Raw genomic sequence first — 21413 nt, 5'->3', positions numbered from 1 at the left:
TATTACCCCTCCAAACCTTTAATATATTGCGATAACTCATTGATAGTTTGATAGTTATAAATATCTTCCACCTTAACATTTAACCCTACCTTTTTCATTTCAACTTCAACTTTTACTGCCAATAGTGAATTCCCACCACATTCAAAGAAGTTATCTTCAACCCTTACTACACTTGTACCTAACACATCTCTCCAAATGTCAATGATCTGTCTTTCTATAAAGTCTAAATCTTTATAGTCCATTTCCTCTTCGGTTTGATTGTCATTTACATTATTCATACTTCTTAATACTCTTTTATCCACTTTTCCGTTTGGCGTTATAGGCATTTTTTCTAAAAAGATAAAGTCAGAAGGTATCATAAATTTAGGTAGCATATCCTTTAAATAGTCCCTTAATTCATTAGTATCTATAGCTTCCTCCCGTACTAAGTATGCGCATAAGTATTGATTCTCCTTCATATCTTTATTAAGCAATACAATACATTCCTTAATAGATTTATTACTTAATATGGTTGATTCAATTTCACCTAGTTCTATTCTAAAGCCCCTTAATTTTACTTGGTCATCCATTCTATCAATAAATACAATATTGCCATCGGGCAACATCTTCCCAATGTCACCAGTTTTGTACATTAGGCCAGTTTCTTCAAATGGATTAGCTACAAATTTTCTACTGTTAAGCTGGGGAGCATTTAAGTATCCTTTTCCTACACCATCGCCGAGTATACAAATCTCTCCCGGTAATCCTATGGGCTGTACTTTATTATATTTATCACATATATACACTTTTGTATTTGATAGGGGTTTTCCAATAGGTATATCATTAACAACCTCTTCTAAAGAGTTTACTGTATAATAGGTTGCACAAATGGTACATTCTGTGGGGCCATATATATTAACAATGCTCCCAGGGCCTGTAACCTCAAAAGCCTTTTTAACATATTGAATTTTTAGCCTTTCTCCCCCTATGACAATCTTTCTAATGTTTTTTAAACATTGGACATTTGTATCTACAACAATATTAAATAGTGCCGTAGGGAATAGAACAACACTAACATTACTATTTTCTATCACTTCTGCCAATTTCTCCATATCCAACAATGTACTTTGAGGAATGATAATTAGTCTTACTCCATTCAATAAAGAAAGATATATATCAAATACCGACCCATCAAAGGTATAGTTGGATAGTTGTAGTACCCTATCATCTTCATTAATATTACAATAATTTGCATTTATAGTTCTGGCGATCAGGTTATAGTGGGATATTAGAACGCCATTGGGTTTACCAGTTGTCCCAGATGTATAAATGATATACGCCAAATCATCTCCATTAATCTTTAAACCTAAGTTTGATGTACTACCTTTGTAGGTTGCTTCATCATCTAACCTTAATACTTCAATTGTTGGATCTATTTCCTTGTCCCTTAAATCTAGATTAGATAGAATTAGTTTGCTATTGCTATCCTCAACTAAATATTTAACTCTATCTACTGGATAATCTACATCTATTGGTAAGTAAGCACAACCTGCCTTTAAAGAAGCCATTATAGCTATAATCATTTCAAAAGATCTCTTGCATATGATTGCTATAACCCTCCCCTTAGAAGTGTTTTTCTCTACAATTTTTCTAGCAATTTGGTTTGCTTTTTCGTTTAGCTGTCCATAGGTTAATTTTTCATCTCCAAATTCGAGCGCAATAGCCTCTGGATTCTTTTTAACTTGATTTTCAAATTGCTCTACTACATTATCAACTTCAAAAGTATTATGATGGGTTACATTTAAGCCATGTAGTACCTCTTGTCTTTCATCATGAGAAATCAATTCGATATCAGAAATTTTGGCATAGGGGTCTTCAACAACTGCCTTTATTAAATTTTCGAAATGTTTATTAAATCTCTTCATTGTTTCTTCTTTAAACAAATCAGATCTATAAGTGGCTTCTAAAAGAATCTTATCTGGATAATCTTCAACATTATAATATAGATCAAATTTTGTCTGTTTTGTTTCAAATACATACTTACTAAGGGTGCAGTCACCCAAGTCTATTTGACTAAAGTATGTGTCCCGTAGAGAGAACATGGTGTCAAACAATACATTTCTATTTGAATTTCGTTTAACATTCAATTTGTCAACTAAGGTGTCAAAGGGGTAGTCTTGGTTTTCATAGATCTGTAGGGCTTTATTTTTAGTTTCATCTAAAAAGCTTATAAAGCTTTTTTCATTATCAATATAATTTCTCATGGCTATGGTATTTACAAACATTCCCACAACATCATTTAGTTCTGGTAGAGGTCTACCTACTATTGGATACGCCACGATAATATCCTCTTGTTGAGAATATTTATTCAATAACAGATAATATGTTGTTAATAGAAATATAAAGGGTGTTACTGAATTTTTTGCAGCAAATGCTTTAATTTTAGAAGACAGTTCTGGATTTAATTCAAAGGTTAGGGTTGCACCTTCGTATAACCTTTCCTTGCCCCTTGGGAAATCCGTTGGTAGTTCTAAAACAGGAATTTCTCCTGAAAACATTTCTAGCCAAAACTTCTCTTGCTTTATAAAGTTTTCACTCTTCATAAATTCCATCTGCCAGTTGGAAAACTCTTTATATTGTATGCTTAAATCCTTTAGCTCTTGATTTTTATAAACTTTAATAAATTCGTCAATAATAATACCCATTGATGTTCCGTCTGATATGATGTGATGCATATCAATCAGTAAATAATGCTTTAATGGATCTACTCTAACTAATAAAGCCCTTAGAAGGGGTTCTTTGCTTAGGTCAAAGGGTCTAATAAAGCTACTTATAATTTTCTCCATATATGCCTCATCAAAATCCATAAAGTCTACTGTAAAATCTATGTTTTTCTCTATCAATTGAACTAGGTTATGTTCTCTAAATTCAAATCGTGTTCTGAAGGCCTCGTGTCTATTAACGATCAGATTAAATATTTTTTCAATCTCTCTTCTATCAATTTCCCCATTAATCACTAGTATTTCTGGCATATTATAGTTTATATTTTCTTTGTTAATGGCATTTAAAGCATACAGTCTCTTTTGGCTTGATGATGCAGGATAATATGGTTGCTCTTCTATTGCCTTCATGGAGGCATATAAAGACTTCTCCTTATTATTGATATATTGACAAACTCCACTGATATTTTTTAATTCAAAGAATTTTCCTATTGTAATTTCAGTGTTAAACTTTGTGAAAATCTTCGATAGTATCTCTATAGCATTTACGGAGTTGCCACCCAAATCAAAGAAGTTATCTTCTACACCAATATTTGCATCCCCCAATACTTCTTGCCAAATCTTCAATACTACTTCTTCTTCTTCATTTCTTGGGGCTATATAATCATTTGTAGCAATAGCTTTTGCGATGGGATCTGGTAAATTCAAAATACTTATTTTGCCACTGGTGGTATATCTAAACTCATCCAGTTGAATAATATAAGCTGGAACCATATATAAAGGTAATTTGTTATACAAAAATTCCTTTAAATCTTTTATATCTACTTCGTTATCTGCAACTACATAACCACATAAGTATTGACCTTTATTTTCATCTTCCTTCACTAATACTTTTGATTGTGTGATCCCATGGAAATTTTTTATTACATTTTCGATTTCTCCTAGCTCTATTCTAAGTCCCCTTAATTTTATTTGGTGATCTACTCTACCTATATAGTCGATATTTCCATCCCAACGCCATCTAGCTATGTCACCAGTTTTATACATTTTTTCGCCTTTAATAAAGGGATTATCAATATATCTCTCCTGTGTTAACAATTGATTGTTTACATAGCCACAAGATACCCCTTTACCACCTATATAGACTTCACCTGAAATACCTACTGGTTGTAGCTCTCCTTTATGATTTAGAATATATACTTGCATATTATCCATTGGTTTTCCTACAGGTAGTCTAAAACTGTTTTCCTTTGGTGCTACCGGAAAGCTAGTGGCATATATGGTTGTTTCGGTGGGGCCATAATAGTTCATAACTTCGACACCTTCTATGAGGCTGTAGAATTTTTTCACTAACTCTGTTGATAGCACTTCTCCTCCAATAAAAAGATATTTCAGTTGTTTTAATGATTTTAGATTATTTTCAACTAGTTCAGTTACAAAGGCTTCAAACATGGTTGGTACAAAAGCTAAATGGGTTACCTTATACTTAAATATAGCATCTAAAATTTTTTTAGGATCTTTGTTATCACCGTCATTAAGTATTGCTAAAGTTCCCTTCCCTATAAACCATCCAAACAATTCTGTTAGGGATACATCAAAGGTATAGGTGGTTTTAAATAAATATACATCTTCCTCTAACATTGGATATAGTCTTTCTAAATTATTCAATACATTAACTATACCTTTATGGGTTAGCATGGCACCCTTCGGCTTACCTGTGGAGCCTGATGTATAGATAACATAGGCTACTGAATCTTCCCTTATATGTCCTTCTAAATTATGGTAGTCCTCTTCATAAATTTTTTCATCATAAATATCTATAAACCTAAGGTGCTCCCACTCTTGTTCTGAGCCATTTAAGTTGTTATAAATTCTTCCTTTAATATGACCTTGGGTCAATACTAAATTAACCTCGCTATCAGCCATCAAATATTTAATTCGTTCACTAGGAAATGCATAATCTATTGTTAGACATCTACAGCCTGCCTTTAACACCCCCAATAAGGCTATAATGGTGGCAATTGAAGGTTCTGTCATAATAGCTATGGTAGCATTTTCTCTTTTCTCATTTTTTAATATAAATCTAGCCAGCTGGTTTGCTTTATAATTTAATTCTTTGTATGTAATTTTCTCTGACTCTTGAATAATAGCTATTTTATTAGGTGTGGCTTCTGCTTTTTTTTCAAATATTTTACTGATGGCCTCATCTTTACCATAATCAAAGTGGGTGTTATTAAAGGTCCTTAACAACTGCTGTTTATCATCATCCTCTAAAATTTCTATTCCGCCAATAGATTCATTGGGGTTACTTAAAAGTTCTGTAATCAGTTTTTTATAATGTTTGGCTAATTGTTTTATTCTGTTTATATCAAAAAGATTTTTATTATATAATATCTCTAACTTAACAACACCATCTTCTTTACAACAGGAGATCGCTAGATTTTTATTGGTTATATCTAAATCTTTAGACTGATGTAGGTTTTTATAAATAAATATCCCTTCTAAAAATGTTCTATAGCATTTTTGCTTCTCTTCTTCTAATTCATCTAGTATCTTCTCCAACGGGTAATCTTGATGCTTATAGGCCTCCATTATTAAGTTCTTTCCATGAATTAGAAGATCTTTAAAAGTCATAGAATCTGATAGTTGGTAATTTAATAAAATTTCTTTGTTATATTCTTGGCTAGCACTATCGTTTTCTGACTCTCTATAAACAGGCATGGGAATACAAATATCGGGAGTTCCCTTATATTTGTATATCGTACACGCCAATAGCGATGCCAAGATTGCTAAAATATTTAAGTGAGAATTTTTACTTATGTCCTCGATCCTTGATGTTAAGTCCTTTTCTAAAACAAAATCAATCCCTTGTATTTCTTTGTTATCATTACATTCAGAATAGTCATATTCCAATAAGCTATCAACATCTTCTATATGAGATAATTTATTCATCCAATATTCTTTTTGCAAAATAAATTTTTTTGAGGAAAGAATTACATAATTTAATTTATCCATTATCTTCTTCCTTTCTAACTATTGCTTTAACTGAAATTAAAATCGTCTGAATCATTAAAAAGCTCCATTACGCCTTTATTTATCTTATCTTGGTATAGGTCGATATCAACAATTTGGATATTAAAATTTTCTAGTATTATCGATAATATTTTCATATATAAATCTTTAAATAGATTTATTGTTTCTTGCTTGAACAAATCACTAAAGTATGTAATTTTAAAGCTAAAGTCTTTGTTTATTTCTATTACTTCAAAAAGTAAATGAAATTTAGCATAGCTTTCTGCATAGGTACAGGGTTTGAAGATTGTATCATCTATGACTATATTTTTATTACTTAAATTAAATACAGAGTTCTGATAATTAAAAGCTGTAGAAAATAGAGGATTAATATCATTGCCCTTCGGTAACTTTAATTTCTCTATTAAATTTTCAATGGAATAGTCTTGGTTGGCTAACACTTTTATAAATGTCTGTTTAAGTTCTTCAATATACTGGCTAAAGTTTTTATTTAATTCAGGAGCACTTCTCAAAGGTAGTGTGTTTACAAATAAGCCTACTATATCCTCATAACCCCATTTAAATCTGTCATTTACAAATATACCAACAGTAATATCTTCTTTAAGGGATATTTTTGATAACAGAAGATTATAGACTCCTAAAAGTAAGATATATGGGGTAATTTTGTATTTTTCACAAATTTGATAAATTTCCCAACCGCCATTTTTTTCTAACTGAAATTTAAGAGTTGAAGCCTTGTGGCTTATTGTATTGATATGATCAAAATCTAAGGGTAATTTTAAGGGAACAAAATGATCCTTAAATTCTTTTACCCAAAAGTCCTCTTGCTTTTTAAAGTCTTCTGACTGATAGAAGTTTCTTTGCCAATTGGCATAATGACTATATTGGTATTTTAGTTTTGAAGGTTCTTTATTCTCGTATAGTTTAATAAAGTCCTTGATTAACACCTCCATGGATAATCCATCTGAAATGATATGGTGTATATCAAATACCAATAGGTTCTTATCCTTAGTTTGAATATTGATCACCCTTAATAATATGTCATTATTTAGATCAAAGGGTTTAATCGTATCCTTTAAAAGGATTTCAAGGTTTTGGTTGGTGGTTTTTATGGTTTCTACCTCAATTGGGTTCGATTTATTAATTATTCCATATAAAACCCCATTTTCCATTTTAAATCTTACTTGTAATGCTTCATGTCTTTCAATTAATTTATTAAGGGTTTTATTAAGCTTGTCTAAATTTAGCAAACCCTCTACTTCAAAAATAAAACTCATATTATAGTTGGTTGAATTTTTATCATATTGACAGGATGCATATATACGCTTTTGTGCATCTGTTGCAATATATGAGTTTGCATTTTCAACATTTACTATATGACAACTTTTTTTATTGGCTAGAATAGCATCAACCATTTTCAAAGTTAATTCATTAATTGTTATATCCTCAAAAAATATTTCTATTGGCAATTCTACTTCATGTTTTTCTTTAACTTTACCAAGGATATACATTATACTAATTGAACTAATTCCCAAATCAAAAAACTTACTTTCTACATCAAAATAATCTCCTGTATACACATTATTGATAATGTCTATAATTTCTTTTTGGATATCATTATCTTTTAAATCCAACTGTTGTAGGGGTGCAACTGCTATAACTCCATTTCTATACTCTTCTGATGTAAGGTAATATTCTTTTCTATCAAAATAATAGGAAGGCAAACTTATCTTTTTTAGGTTTCTTCCTTGGTATACATCTTCCCACTTTATCTTTACTCCATCTTCCATTAAAGATATCATTCCTTTATAGAATGAATAAATATTGGTGTTGAAGTGTATTCTATTTATTGGTCGGTTCTGATATTTTAGTTTGAAAAATTCATCATTTAGATAGTCATTAGAGTTGACCAGTAAAAATAGTGCTTCTTTCTTTTTATTAATTTCATTTATTATGTTTTGTAGCCTTTCTTGATCTATTTCACTATTGTCTGCTAAATGGGTCTCTATTTCAGAAATACATTGAGCATAGGATGTTTTATTATTGAGGTAATCAATTACTGCATTTCCAGCCCCCATCCCCATGAAGATTAGTTTTGAAGAACAATATAATTGAAGTAGTTTTATATATGAAGTCATAGTTAAAAAATATTTTACTACATCACTATATTCATTTTGAATATTTAGATCCTTCATTAGTTCATCATAAATATTTCTAAAGACCTCATTTTCCCCTTTAAAGTCTGCTAGATCATTTAGATTTGAGCAGGTAATATTGGGTATAACCATTACTTTTTTATACTTTTCTTGCTTTTCACCAGCTATTAAATAGTAATCGTTACCCTTTAACTTTCTTTTAAAGTCATCAATTGAGTTGGCAATTATAACAGATTTATGTTGTAAATCTCTTCTTCCACTATTTAATGTATAGGCAATATCACTGAAAAGACATGGATCATCAAAATTGGAATTACTCAACTTTTCAATCATTTTTTTAAGGGATTTTTCAGTTCTAGCTGAAATAACTACTAATTCTGTTCCACTGCTACATCGGTTGCTATTGTAGTTAGATTGAAATTCTTCAACTATTATATGCCCATTTATACCGATAAAGCTTAAGGAGGTAACTCCTGCAACTCTTGGGGTGGTACTTTCCCAAAAAGTTGGCTGATCAATTACGTATACTGGCGAATTTGATACTTCTATTTCTGTATTCAGGCTTTTATAGTTGATGGAAGCTGGTATCTCCTTATTTTTTAAAGCCAATATTGTTTTGATCATGCCTGCTATACCAGCAGCTGTGTCTAAATGTCCTAAATTAGTTTTCACAGAGCCAATAGCTATGCCTTTATTATTAGATCTTACCTCTTTAAAGGCTTTATCTATCGCTTGAAATTCTAAAACATCCCCCAATGGTGTACCTGACCCATGGGCTTCTATATAGGATATATTATCTGGATTTATTCGTGCATTTTTTATTGCCTTAATCAACATATTTTTCTGCATATCTTCGCTAGGGGCATTTATACCATTGCTTTTATCACCATTTGTGCTTACACAACTACCAGCAATTACAGCAATTATGTTATCATGATCCCTTAAGGCCTTATCTAATCGTTTTAATACTAATATGCCTCCACCTTCTCCACCAATTATGCCATCGGCTTCTTTGTCAAAGGCACTAATTTTTTGACGTTGAGATGCTATAGGACTTTTAGTTATTTCAGTTTTATCGTGTGGAATTATTCTTAATTTGCACCCTCCAGCGATTGCATAATTTACCTCTTCTGTTTTTAAGCTTTGACATGCTAAATGTATAGCCAATAATGAGGATGTGCAGGCTGCATCTACGGAAATTGAAGGCCCTCTAAAATCGAAGGTATAAGAAATACGACCTGCATTTGACGCTTCTACATTATTAACCATGCTAAAGGTACTCAAATAATTAAAAAACTTTGAATACTCATTCTCATTTCTTGAGATAAAAACACCTGTTTCTTCTCCTGAAATTGATAGGGGATTGTAACCTGCATCAAGAATAGCCCCTTCTACAAGTTCTAGCAATAGACGTTGTTGGGGATCAATATATTTTGCTTCTTCTTGACTAATTGAAAATATTTCAGGTTCGAATAGAATTATATTTTCTAAAAAACCTTCCCTTATAAATTGTTCACTGGAGACACTAGGCAACATTTTTGTCAATTCTTCTACTCTTGTTTGAGGAAACTCAGTCACACAGTCCCTTGAGCTTTTTAATACATTCCAAAATTCATCGGTATTATTGGCAAGGGGAAATCTGCAAGACATTCCGATTATTGCAATTTTATTAAAAATGTTATGATTCGTCTCTTCGTTATTAAGCATACAGTTTTCTCCCTTCATCTTATGGGCAATATGAATTAATATTTATATACGACTACTTCATCTTCTTCACTATGATCCTCTTCGATTTTTTCTGCAATACTTTCAATTGTACTATATTTAAATAAGTCGCTAACATTAAAACATGAATTAAACTCTTTGTTTATTAAACTGGCTAAAGTCATTATTTTCAACGAATTTCCACCTATATCAAAGAATTTTGAATCAACACTGACGGCTTGTACATTAAGCAACTTGCACCAGATTTTTTCTAACCTTTCTTCCGTTTCATTTTTGGGCTTTTTATAGCTTTTGCTTTCTAATCCTTTTACTAAATCCATATTTTCTATTGCCTTCATGTCAATTTTTCCATTTGGCCCTTTAGGTATATGGGCAATTTGTGATATATAGGCTGGCACTGAATAGTAGGGGAGTTTCTTGGACAAATAGATTTTCAGATCATCTATGTCTATGATTTTATCTGAAACAATATATGCAATTAGCTCTTTTCCGTAGGGGTTTGAAATAACCGAAACTACCACTGATTTTATCTCAGGATATTTTAATAGTAGGTTTTCTATTTCCTCCTTCTCAATTCTGAACCCCCTTATTTTAACTTGATTATCAATTCTCCCTAAAAACTCCAATTCTCCTTCTGGTAGCCATCTCACCAAATCTCCTGTTTTATAAATCCTCTTTATCGATCCGTCTATATTAGAATTTAAGATAAATTTTTCATCTGTAAGATCGATATTATTTAAATATCCTTGTGATAAACCAACGCCGCTAATGCACAATTCGCCTGCAACTCCTATAGGTTGAAGGTTATTATTGGCCATTACAAAACACTGGGTGTTGTCTATTACTCTTCCAATATTTGAACCTTTGGTGGTTTTATCTAATTTTTTCACTGTTGTACATACACTGTTTTCTGAAGGTCCATATTCATTATGTAGTTCAACATTTTCTAAAAGTTTAAAATGTTTTTCTATTATATGGTCTGGGCATAATTCTCCTGCAATAGTTATAAATTTGAGACTTTTTAAGGTTTCTGGCACTTCATCCAAAAGTACATTATATAGGCTAGGTATGATTAAGAAATGGGTTATATTTTGGCTTTCTATGAGATGTTTAATGTAATCAACATCTTTTCGCTTCTCTTCATTCATTATTACTAATTTTGACCCACTGATTAGGGGTGTAAATATATCTTCCACTGAACTATCAAAGGAAAAGGATGGAAGTTGCATAACCCCCTCTTTACTACTGAATTGATAATACTTTGACCTCCAAAGTAAGGTATTTACAATTGATTGATGTTTGATTATAACTCCCTTTGGGTTCCCAGTAGAGCCTGAAGTATATATACAATAGGCATGTGACTGGGATGTATGATTTTTATCTACAAAACAACATTCTTCAGAGTTAGTTTCTATTTCATTAACTAATATTAAAGTAACACCCTCGATGGGTTCTTCTACTAGTTTATCTTCAGTAATTAATAGTTTTATATTGCTATCCCTTAATATATATTGAATTCTATCTTTGGGATAGGAGGAATCTATAGGTATATACGCCTTTCCCGCCTTCAGTATTGCTAGCATTGAAATAACCATTTCCATTGATCTATTTAACATTATACCTACGAAGTCTTCCTGTTGTATCTTTACTCTCAGTATTTTTGCTAATTTATTAGATAAAGTATCTAACTGTTTATATGTCAATTCTTTATCTTCATAGATTATTGCTACTGCATCGGGATTTTTTTGTACTTGTTCTTCAAATAGCGCATCTATTGTGGTGTCGTGATCATTTAAATTGACTGGGTTAAACTCACTTATTATTTGTTCCTTTTCTCTAGGATCTAAAATTGTAATTTCATTTATTCTTGTATTACTCACACTTATTGCCTTTAATATATTCATATAATGAGCTAGCATATTTTTCATTAAAAATTCTGGATATTTATTTGAGTTATAGTTTAAAGTAATGATTATTGTATCGATTATTTCTATACTTATCAGTAAATCATAGTTTGTTGACTCTAAAATGGAGTAGTTTTCTATATGTAGTGAGTTGTTATTTTGAAATAGCATTTTTTCTAAGGGATAATTTTCTATCACCATAACTGTATCAAATAAGCTATCATCTGCCTTTAGCTTGCAATATTCTTTGATATTAATTAATTCTGTATTTTCAAAGGCACTTCTCTCCATAATATTTGAATCTAATTTTTCTAGGAGTTCTTCCACAGTGGCATCATCAGGAAACTTTAGTCTTAAGGGAATCGTATTGATAAATAAACCTACTGTTTGATCTATATTTTTTATTTCTGCCACTCTTCCTGAAACTGTTGTGCCAAATATAACATCATTACTCCCACTGTACCTTTGCAATAAGATTCCCCAGGCTAAATTAAAAATTGTAGCCATGGTTGTTTTCCTGTTTTTACTTAGTTCATTAAATTCTTTGGTCAGTAGAGAGGGAATACTCCTTGACTCCTGTTTTATCTGCTTTCCATCATTACTTTTATTAGTTGCTATATTGATAGGACTGCATTTTAAGTTATCTAAGTATTTGCTCCAAAAGTTACTGTACTGTGTCATATCTCTTTTATTAAGCCATTTTAAATATTCTTTGAATTTTGCCTTATGATATATTGGCCATTTTCTACCATTTAATAATTCATCGTATATTTGAAAACATTCTTTAAGTAAAATCCCTGTACTCCAACCATCGTATATGATATGGTGGTTACTTATTATTACTGAATGTCGTTCTTCTTCTATTTTACAAACATAAACCCTTAGAAGAGGACCTACTTCCAAATTAAACTTATTTTGTTTATCTTTTACTTTAATCTCTTTGATACTCTCTTTAGTGTCTGTATCGTTAGAAAAATCCTTATATTCAATTTTTATTGATACTTCTTTTAAGACCACTTGTATGGGTTTTTCAACTTGTTGCCATCTATATACTGCCCTTAACATTTCATTATTTGCCACTAATATTTCCCATGTTTTCTCAAATAGATCATAATCTAAAAAACCACCAATAATTAATTCCAATTGCTGAAAATACTCATTTGGATCTTTATCTAACAGGTAGTGATATAACATGCCTGATTGCATATGACCCAATGATAAAATGTCTTCTACATTATTTTTATTTATAATCATATTTGCCCCCTTTTACGTTACAATAGTTAGCTCAACTATTTATTTTGTAGAACAAAAAAGAGTCTTTCTGCATTATCAACAATTCCATTGAGATAAAAGTCTGAAAAAACATCGACTATTTCAAAATTATACTTTTCTATGTGTTTAATTATTTCGTTGTATTCTATTGGAATTTCTTCATGTTCATCTTTTGAATCTTGAAAAACAAAGGAACTTTTAAATACTTTTTTACCTTCATCATAGGTTAGCTCATTGATATACTCTTCTTGGCTATAGTCATTGATTTCATTTCTTTCTTTTATAATATTTAAGAAAAATTTTTCATTAACTATATCAAATATAAAGAAACCCTTATCAATTAAATGTTCTTTCACACATTTAAAAACTAAGTCCAATTCTTCTAATTTTGAAATATGATTTAAGCTGTCATGACAACTTAAAACTAGATCATACTTTTTGTTTAAATTAAAGTTTGTAAAAGACCCTTGTATAAATTCAAGGTTGTTGTCATGAAACGACTTTTGTCTTGCTTTTTCCAGCATATCTTCGCTTAAATCTAGTCCAGTTATTATATTTTTTCCATTGCTTAACATATTTGCTAAACTACCTGTACCACATCCAATATCCAATATGGTATCCATTTTTATGTTGTGCTTTAACTGTACCGATTTGATAAATTTTTTATAGAGTCTTGAAAATATCAACCAATATCCATCATAGATATTGGATAATTCTTTATATGCCATCTTTTATTTCACCCCTCTACATAAAAGCTTCTTATACTTCTAGGATCATTGAAGTCCAACATGCTACTGGACTATTATTCAAAACTAAAATTTTATCACCTGACTTAAATTCTTTATTTAATACGCTCATTTTATAATTTAATAGAATATCAACCGATCCTAAGTGACCATAGTTTCTACAGTTGCTATAGCAGCTATCAGCAAAGGAGAAATCAAAAGTTTTTTCATTAAACTTTAAACCTGGTACTGATAAATTTTGAATGATATATCCATCTATTTTACTGATGTTATTTTCATTAATTAATTGGCTAAATAGATTAGTAAAAACTTTATTACTGGTGGTGGATAACTGAAATTTCAATCTATTGTTTTCGCATAATTCTTCGTAATCTTCCACTAATCGATCCCTAAATTTTACTTTATACAAATCCCAAAACTGCCCATCCGTCTTTATATTTAGATCTATAATCTTATTTCCATCGACTTGCTTAGAAATTATTAATCCCATTCCTGCATCTCCAATAACAGTAACTCCATTTCTATATCGTTTTTCTCCATAAGGTTTACTTCCATAACATATCAAAACATTTTTTGCTTTTTGATTCGACATTAAAAAATTTTTAGCTAACAGTATAGCTCCATTAATATTAGCACATCCTAAATCTGTAACAGACAAACTGAAGGCATTATTAGCCTTAAGCAAGTTTTGAAGTCTAGTTGCTTCCGAACTCATCATATACTCTGGTACTCGACTGGGTATTGAAATGATTAAATCTATCTCTTCTGCATTTACCTTTGCAGCTTCTAAAGCTTTAACCGATGCTTCATAGGCCATATCTATACTAGTCATATCTTCTGCAACGGGAATAGTTTCTATTTCTAGTAGTTTAAACATTTCCTGTTCATGTAAAGTCAATTTTTTAATTTCAGTAAGCTCATTTACATCTAGTAGTTTGTTGGGAATGTAAAATTCTATTGCCTTAAATCCTATCATAAACCTTCTCCTTATTAACACAAGTATTTTAACTACTATTACGCTAATTTTGACTCAATAAAGTCTGTTATACCATTAATACTCTTAAAGTTATCTATGTCTAAATCCGAGTTGTCCACCATTATAGAAAACTCCTTCTCTATAAACATGATTAGCTGAAATGCAAACAATGAATTTATCTGCCCCAGTTGAAAAATATCTTCGTCATCCGATAAATCTTCTTCATTTAAAAATTTACTTAGGTACCCTCTTACTTTTTCTTTATATTCCATATAAAACACTCCTCTACATTAGGTTATTCTTTGCTTTTATGATATAAATCTATTTCTTTCCCACACTACTTCATTCTAGTTCTATTTAAAATCTATTCATTCTTTTCACTACTAGCTTTTGCTCTTCTTAAATTGTCTAGCAAAACTTTTTACTAACAACATTTGATGTATTTCATTACAGTTTTTCAAACGCCAATATGATATCTGCAACAACGTCAAATGCAATCCATTTTTACTTGCCATTTAATATTAATTGATCACCCTCCTATTTGTATCAATTGTACTACTAGATGCATCACTCCCTGCATCAGGCTCTGTTAATGCAAGAGCACCCAATATTTCGCCTTTACCCATCGAAGCTAACCAACGTTGTTTTTGTTCTTCTGATCCCCATTTAAGAATTGATTGTTCTATCATTGTGTAAAGATTAAATAATCCACTTTAGGATGTACTACTTTTAGCCATAGCTTTATTAAGCAGTCTATAAGTTACGTGATCCAATCCTAGTCCCCCATACTCTTGAGGAAGAGTTCCAGCTAAATATCCAACATTTGAACAAAGTTCTATTATTTCTCTAGAGATTCGTTCTTCCTTCCCCCACTAGTTTGCGCAAGGCTCAATATTTAGTAAATTTAGAAAATTCATTATATTTCTCTAGTTGCTGTTTAGATAAATTATTCATAATATCAAGCACTCCTTATTCTTTTATTGTTTATGCTTTCTATCATTCTTAGTTTTAAATTCCACTATTTATATTCATTGAAACCTTTACTAGGTTTCTTGCCTATATTTCCAGCATCATCCATTTTACTAAGAAATAAACAACAGTGATACTTCCGGTTTTGCTATTCTCTGTTTACTTTCTATCAATTCAGCAAAGATGCAAAAGGTATCTACACTGTAGTATGCTTCTGTACTTACATAACTAAAGCTTTATAAATCCCAATCTTCAGTAACATTTTCAATAAATATAAGTGTTAACATCTCTAATCTCTATTGTTAGATGATTTTTACTTAAGCATGTGTACTTGTTATTTAGAATTTAATTAGCTCTAACTCCAATTCTCTTTGTTTCTATACCAATTACTCTCATTTTACTAAAAATCATTTTTTTGTAGCCGCCTATAATTTTTAGTTACAGAACTTTCTCCCTCCAATCCTATCTTTATAATTTTATTAGCGCTAGCATTTCATTTGACATTGGTTAGTTTATTCAAAGAATCTACTTTAAACTTAATATATCTCAAGTTCTTGATAAATACCAGAATACTAATTTATAGGTTTACACTTGCATCTTCATTTTCAAAGGAATGGACAAAGTTAGTGTTAGTATAAAAGCATGGACACGAAAAGTAAGTTTTACTAATTATATCTGAAAGGAAGCGTCCGTATGAAGCAAAATGGAAAACGATATGATGATGAGTTTAAAAGAATGCTTGTTGACCTTCTACAATACAACTAATCACACCTTCAAGAGTCTAGAAGGCAAATATGGCGTAACAACAATACAAATATGGGTCAAGGATATAACCCCTACTGATTCAAGCGATGAAAGCTCCCTAAGCCCTCGTAATATTGCTGAGTTTAAATAGGAAATTGCTCAAATAGAACAAGAGAATGCATAAATAGGATTGGATATCTAACTCCAAATGAATTTGAAAAACTTACTGCTTAAAAATATCACATTTTATATGTCCAAACTATTGTCCCATGTCCACCAAAAGTTTCTTTAATATAACATTTTATCAACTTTAATTCTGATAATTTTCCTAGAGTTTTACTTTTAGAGCATCAAAAATTACCTACTAGCAATAAGAAGACCTCTTAACATACCTTTTAACATTTATATATCTTGCATTTTAGCTAAATCACTTTTTAAAAAAAATGTCCAGTAAATAACTATTAAAAACTTAAGAAGTTAATTGTCTTTATGATCTAAGATAGGATAACAATATAATACTGTCTTAAAAGACCATATGAAATATGCTTTCTATTATCTAGTGTAAACTATAACCATTATAATTTATAATTATGGTTAACACTATAATTAAATCTATTTTAATATTATAAAATTGAACTCGATATGTCAACACCTCATGTAATAATTTCTAAATATTCCTGCAAAAACCATTTTTTAAAAGGTCATCCTCATACATTATGAGTATACGCTTAAGCAAGGGATAAAGCTTATTATTTAAAGAGCTGTAGAAAATTTTGAGTAAACAATAAAACTAAATATTGTTTACACTATGCAAAGTAGGCTCTCTCCAGTTTGTCGCTTCCTATACACCGAGGGATTCTTCGATAGTGCTCTCCAAGTTCTCCCTATCTTCCATGGTCTTCGCCCATTTTTGCAAGGCTCGACTTCTAACCAGAAACCTTTTTGACGATACGGCAGAATTCACTTTATGTTACGACCTGTACCTTCGCTCGCCTTGCTTTTTAGACAGGTACTTTATCCTTCCGCTTGGTACCCCACATTACTGTGACGCACTGGGATTAGCTAACAGACTTCTTGGTAATTACCCGTGATGATGGACTTTCACCAGAAAGTGTGGTCCAGCTTTACTGAATACACACCAAAAAGAAAAAAGGCGCTGCCTTTAATAATTGTAAGAATCATTTTAAGACAACCCCTAGCAGCACCCTACTACCCATAATCTATTAATCATATTGTTTTTGGACTTCATAAAAGTCAACTATTTTAGTATCAATGCTGACACATTTATAAAACTTTTAACTCCCGACAATCTTCCTAAACATTCTACTCATAATATCAATGATAGATGCCCTCTCAGCATCTTCCTGAGCTACTAAGTCTACCCTACCCTCTTCTTTTCCATCAACTGTTACAATCACTTCACCAATTTTCTCACCCTTCATCACTGGTGCTTGAACAAACTGAGGCAAGATGATTTCTTTTTCTACCTTTCCTTCTTCACCCTTTTTAACTAAGAGGGCTAAATCTTCTTTAGCCACTGCGTTTAACTCTAATCCTTTACCTTTTTGAACAGGCACTGTCCCTACAACACTATCTTCTTTTACGACCTCTACTGTATTATAGTTTGCAAATCCATAATCAAGTAATTTTGTACTTTCACTAAATCTAATAGGGGACGTTGGGGCACCCATTATAACTGATATAAAAGTAGTACTTCCTCTTGTGGCAGAAGCTGATAAGCAATGAAGCGCCTCACTAGTGTATCCAGTTTTAATTCCGTTTGCACCATCATAATAGCGGATCAAACGATTTGTATTTACTAATTGTTGTACCGATTGACTCTTACCTACGACCACTTCATCCATCCATGTAGTTAGCCATCTATGGATTTCCTTATGTTTTAATAATTCCTTAGACATCAGAGATATGTCATAAGCAGTCGTAACATGTCCATCGGCAGGTAATCCATTAGTGTTTACAAAATTAGTGTTTTCCATCCCTAGTTCTTTAGCTCTTTCGTTCATTCGTTGAACAAAAAGTTCTTCAGAACCAGCTATATGTTCACCTATTGCAACACAGGCATCATTTGCAGAGCGTATGGATATTCCCTTCATTAATTCTTCAACTGTTTTAATCTCTCCTGGCTCTAAATAAAGCTGAGTCCCCCCCATTTTAGAGGCATGCTCACTTACCACTACCTTGTCTTCTAAAGTTAGTTTCCCTTCATCAATTGCCTCCATAACAAGAAGCATAGTCATAATCTTTGTTACGCTGGCTGGTGGATAAGCCTCATGTATATTTTTTTCATAAAGAACTGTTCCAGTGGCAGCATCTATCAATATGGCAGATCTTGCATTTATATCGAAGGGCTGTGCCGCCTCAACCTCTGGAATGGAAAAGCTTAAGAGGAGAGTAACTAATAAAACAATGCTCAACATTTTTCCCATCAATTTCATTTTTTAATCCTCCTTTTATAGGTTTGTAATTAGGTTTTCCATGTCAGAAGTTCCTTATACTATAAGAAGAAGACAGAGGAGGAAATAGTCTATGTAAAATTTTACAAGAAAATTTCTGTTGAGAATTCTAAAATATGATTTATAGTGAGTAAACTATGATAGTAGCATAATATATTCATATTAAATCAGTTATCTACTATGTTGAAGTATAAATTTAGCCTCTAGATTAATCTAGAGGCTAATTCTTTTTTTCTATACTTTTATTTTTTGTATTTCCTATACATTTATTTTTTATATTTCCTATATTATTTGTTTTTCTTTGTCATCTTTGTTTACATTTATTTTTCTTTGTTTTTTTGTTTTTATTTGCTTCTTTTTATTTATTTTTATTTGTTTCTTTTTATTTTTCTTTATATATCTTTATTTACCTTGTTTTCTATATTAATTCAGATAATTTATTGATGATCTATAAGAATTAAATCCTTAAAACTTTCCCCTTTTCCTGTTCCAGAAATTTCTAAAAGATCAGCTATTGTCTCTGCAATATCAGCAAAGGACTTTCTAGTCCCTAAATTTACATTTTCTTTGACCATATCTCCATAAACTATAATAGGTACATACTCTCTCGTATGATCTGTTCCTTTATAGGTAGGGTCATTCCCATGATCAGCAGTGAAAATGATGATATCCCTCGGCCCTAAATGGTCTAATATTTCAGGTATTCGAGCATCCATTTCTTCCAATGCATTTTTATAACCTATAGCATCTCTTCTATGGCCATATTTAGCATCGAAGTCTACTAAATTGGTGAAAATAATTCCTCTATTATTCTTTTTTAGATAATCTATCGTTGCATCTATTCCTGCCATATTATCTTTAGTATGTATTGCTTCTGTAATTCCTCTACCATTGTAAATATCTTCTATTTTTCCTACGCCAATTACATCTAATCCTGCTGTCTTAGCAAAATCAAGGATCGTTTCTCCCATAGGGTCCAAGGAATAGTCTCTTCTATTAGGCGTTCTATTAAAGGCACCTACCTCTCCACTAAAGGGCCTTGCTATAATCCTAGCTACGGCATATTCTCCCATCATAATTTCTCTAGCAGCTTCACACATTTTGTAAAGTTCTGCTAAAGGAATAACCTCTTCATGGGCGGCAATTTGAAAAACACTATCAGCTGAAGTATATACAATGGGATTTCCAGTTTTCATGTGTTCTTCACCTAATTCATCTAGAATTACTGTCCCCGATGCGGGTTTGTTCCCCAACACTTTTCTTCCCACCTTCGATTCAAACTTCTCAATTATTTCTGGTGGAAATCCGTCGGGAAAAGTTTGAAATGGCTCAATAACGTGAAGACCTGCCATTTCCCAATGACCAGTAGTTGTGTCTTTCCCGTTAGATACTTCTTCGGATCGACCATAGGCACCCTTGGGATTTTCTATAGGTTCTATTCCTTTAAGTCCATCAATATTTCCCATCCCAAGATTTCTTAAATTCTTCATATTTATACCGCCTGTTGTTAAGGCAATGTTTCCTAAAGTGTTGGCTCCAACATCTCCAAAGTCTGCCGCATCAGGTAATGCGCCAATCCCAACACTATCCATTACAAATAATACAACTCGATTAATCATCATGTTTCTTCTCTCCTCCTTTATTTTTTGTTATTATACCCTGTTATCTTAGAACTATAGACTTAGTAATTTATTTTTTCGAGACCTCAACTTTAGAATTCTTTACTTCTTAGAAAAGTAGAGATTTAATTACTAGTCTGCAATAGACAGCCCCCAAAGTGTGATAATAACATTGCTAGCGAAAAATAGGACCTAACATTAGGCCCTAGGATGTGTTTTATTATAAACATCTTTTATTTTGTTCTTAGAAAGATTCATATAAACTTGTGTCGTTGATATATCCGAATGTCCCAACATTTCTTGCACTGACTTTAAATCTGCACCATTTTGAATTAAATGGGTGGCAAATGAATGTCTTAGTGTATGGGGAGTAATGGTTTTTTCAATATTTGCTTTTTTAGTATAGCTTTTAATAATTTTCCAAAAACCTTGTCTTGTAAGGGGTTTCCCCTGACAATTTAAAAATAAAATTACTTCACTTTTTGTTTTAACCAAATATTTGCGGTGTTCTTCAATATAGTCTTTTAATGCCTGTAAAGCCACTGATCCAAAGGGCACTACCCTTTCCTTTGAGCCTGTAGTACACCTAATATAACCCATTTCTAAATTAAGGTCATCAATTGTTAATGAAATTAGTTCACTAACTCGAATTCCCGTCGCATAGAGCAATTCTAGCATTGCCTTATCCCTAATTCCTTTTGTTGACGTGGCTTCTGGCTGATTCAAAAGGGTATCAATTTCAGTTAAGGTTAAAATGCTTGGTGCCTTCTTTTCAGTTTTCGGAGACTCTAGATTTGATGTAGGGTCCTTAGTTACTTGGTTATTCATCAATAAGAATTGATAAAAGCATCTAATAGAGGCTATATTCCTAGATATTGTTGAAGTAGCCTTCCCCTTGTTTTGCAAATATATTAAATATGTAATAATGGTTGTTTTTGTAGTAATTGCTAAATTTTTTATATTATTTTCTGTTAAATAGTTAATATATTGCTTAATATCACGCTTATAGGATTCTAAAGTGTTAGCCGATAAATTTTTTTCAGTTGTTAGAAAATTACTAAAATCTGTAATTATTTCATACATAATAAAAAACTCC

General features: G+C 31.5%; 10 protein-coding genes and 1 pseudogene. 1 reads left to right on the top strand and 10 read right to left on the bottom strand.

Features of this window, described 5'->3' with window-relative positions:
* Positions 1-2: 2 nt before the first annotated feature.
* The 7 genes and pseudogenes from T335_RS0101150 to T335_RS22965 all read right to left on the bottom strand — a co-directional run.
* Complete coding sequence (locus T335_RS0101150) at positions 3-5714, bottom strand: non-ribosomal peptide synthetase (RefSeq protein ID WP_026475903.1); 5712 nt, start codon at positions 5712-5714, stop codon at positions 3-5.
* Between the two features lie 26 nt (positions 5715-5740).
* Positions 5741-9595 carry a condensation domain-containing protein gene (locus tag T335_RS21435; protein ID WP_026475902.1) on the bottom strand — a complete coding sequence of 1285 codons (3855 nt, stop codon included), beginning with the start codon at positions 9593-9595 and terminating at the stop codon, positions 5741-5743.
* 35 nt (positions 9596-9630) lie between these two features.
* Entirely contained in the window at positions 9631-12771 is a 3141-nt protein-coding gene (locus T335_RS0101140) for a non-ribosomal peptide synthetase (RefSeq protein ID WP_026475901.1), read from the bottom strand.
* A 35-nt stretch (positions 12772-12806) separates the two neighbouring features.
* The gene (locus T335_RS0101135; protein WP_026475900.1) at positions 12807-13517 is read right to left on the bottom strand and encodes a class I SAM-dependent DNA methyltransferase; all 711 of its coding nucleotides are present in this window, start codon (positions 13515-13517) and stop codon (positions 12807-12809) included.
* Between the two features lie 31 nt (positions 13518-13548).
* Positions 13549-14511 (bottom strand): hypothetical protein, encoded by a 963-nt coding sequence (locus T335_RS0101130; RefSeq protein ID WP_026475899.1) that lies wholly within the window; start codon positions 14509-14511, stop codon positions 13549-13551.
* Positions 14512-14549: 38 nt separating this feature from the next.
* The gene (locus tag T335_RS0101125; RefSeq protein ID WP_026475898.1) at positions 14550-14783 is read right to left on the bottom strand and encodes an acyl carrier protein; all 234 of its coding nucleotides are present in this window, start codon (positions 14781-14783) and stop codon (positions 14550-14552) included.
* 249 nt (positions 14784-15032) lie between these two features.
* A pseudogene (locus T335_RS22965) lies at positions 15033-15371 on the bottom strand (acyl-CoA dehydrogenase family protein); the annotation flags it as partial.
* 827 nt (positions 15372-16198) lie between these two features.
* On the opposite strand from T335_RS22965, the gene T335_RS22145 reads away from it, so the two are divergent.
* Positions 16199-16375, top strand: a complete 177-nt coding sequence (locus T335_RS22145; protein ID WP_156943602.1) for a hypothetical protein — start codon at positions 16199-16201, stop codon at positions 16373-16375.
* A 1144-nt stretch (positions 16376-17519) separates the two neighbouring features.
* Here the strand turns inward: T335_RS22145 and T335_RS0101115 are convergent.
* From T335_RS0101115 to xerD, 3 genes are all read right to left on the bottom strand, one after another.
* Entirely contained in the window at positions 17520-18680 is a 1161-nt protein-coding gene (locus T335_RS0101115) for a D-alanyl-D-alanine carboxypeptidase family protein (RefSeq protein WP_026475897.1), read from the bottom strand.
* 455 nt (positions 18681-19135) lie between these two features.
* Positions 19136-20317 carry a phosphopentomutase gene (locus T335_RS0101110; protein ID WP_034327473.1) on the bottom strand — a complete coding sequence of 394 codons (1182 nt, stop codon included), beginning with the start codon at positions 20315-20317 and terminating at the stop codon, positions 19136-19138.
* A 198-nt stretch (positions 20318-20515) separates the two neighbouring features.
* Positions 20516-21400: a site-specific tyrosine recombinase XerD gene (xerD, locus tag T335_RS0101105; RefSeq protein WP_026475895.1), complete on the bottom strand. Its 885-nt coding sequence runs from the start codon at positions 21398-21400 to the stop codon at positions 20516-20518.
* Between the last annotated feature and the right edge of the window lie 13 nt (positions 21401-21413).

Source organism: Alkaliphilus transvaalensis ATCC 700919 (assembly GCF_000621485.1).
GTDB classification, from domain to species: Bacteria; Bacillota; Clostridia; order Peptostreptococcales; family Natronincolaceae; genus Alkaliphilus; species Alkaliphilus transvaalensis.
Note: the sequence above shows the minus strand (reverse complement) of the source record. Positions and strands in the feature narration are given on the sequence as shown.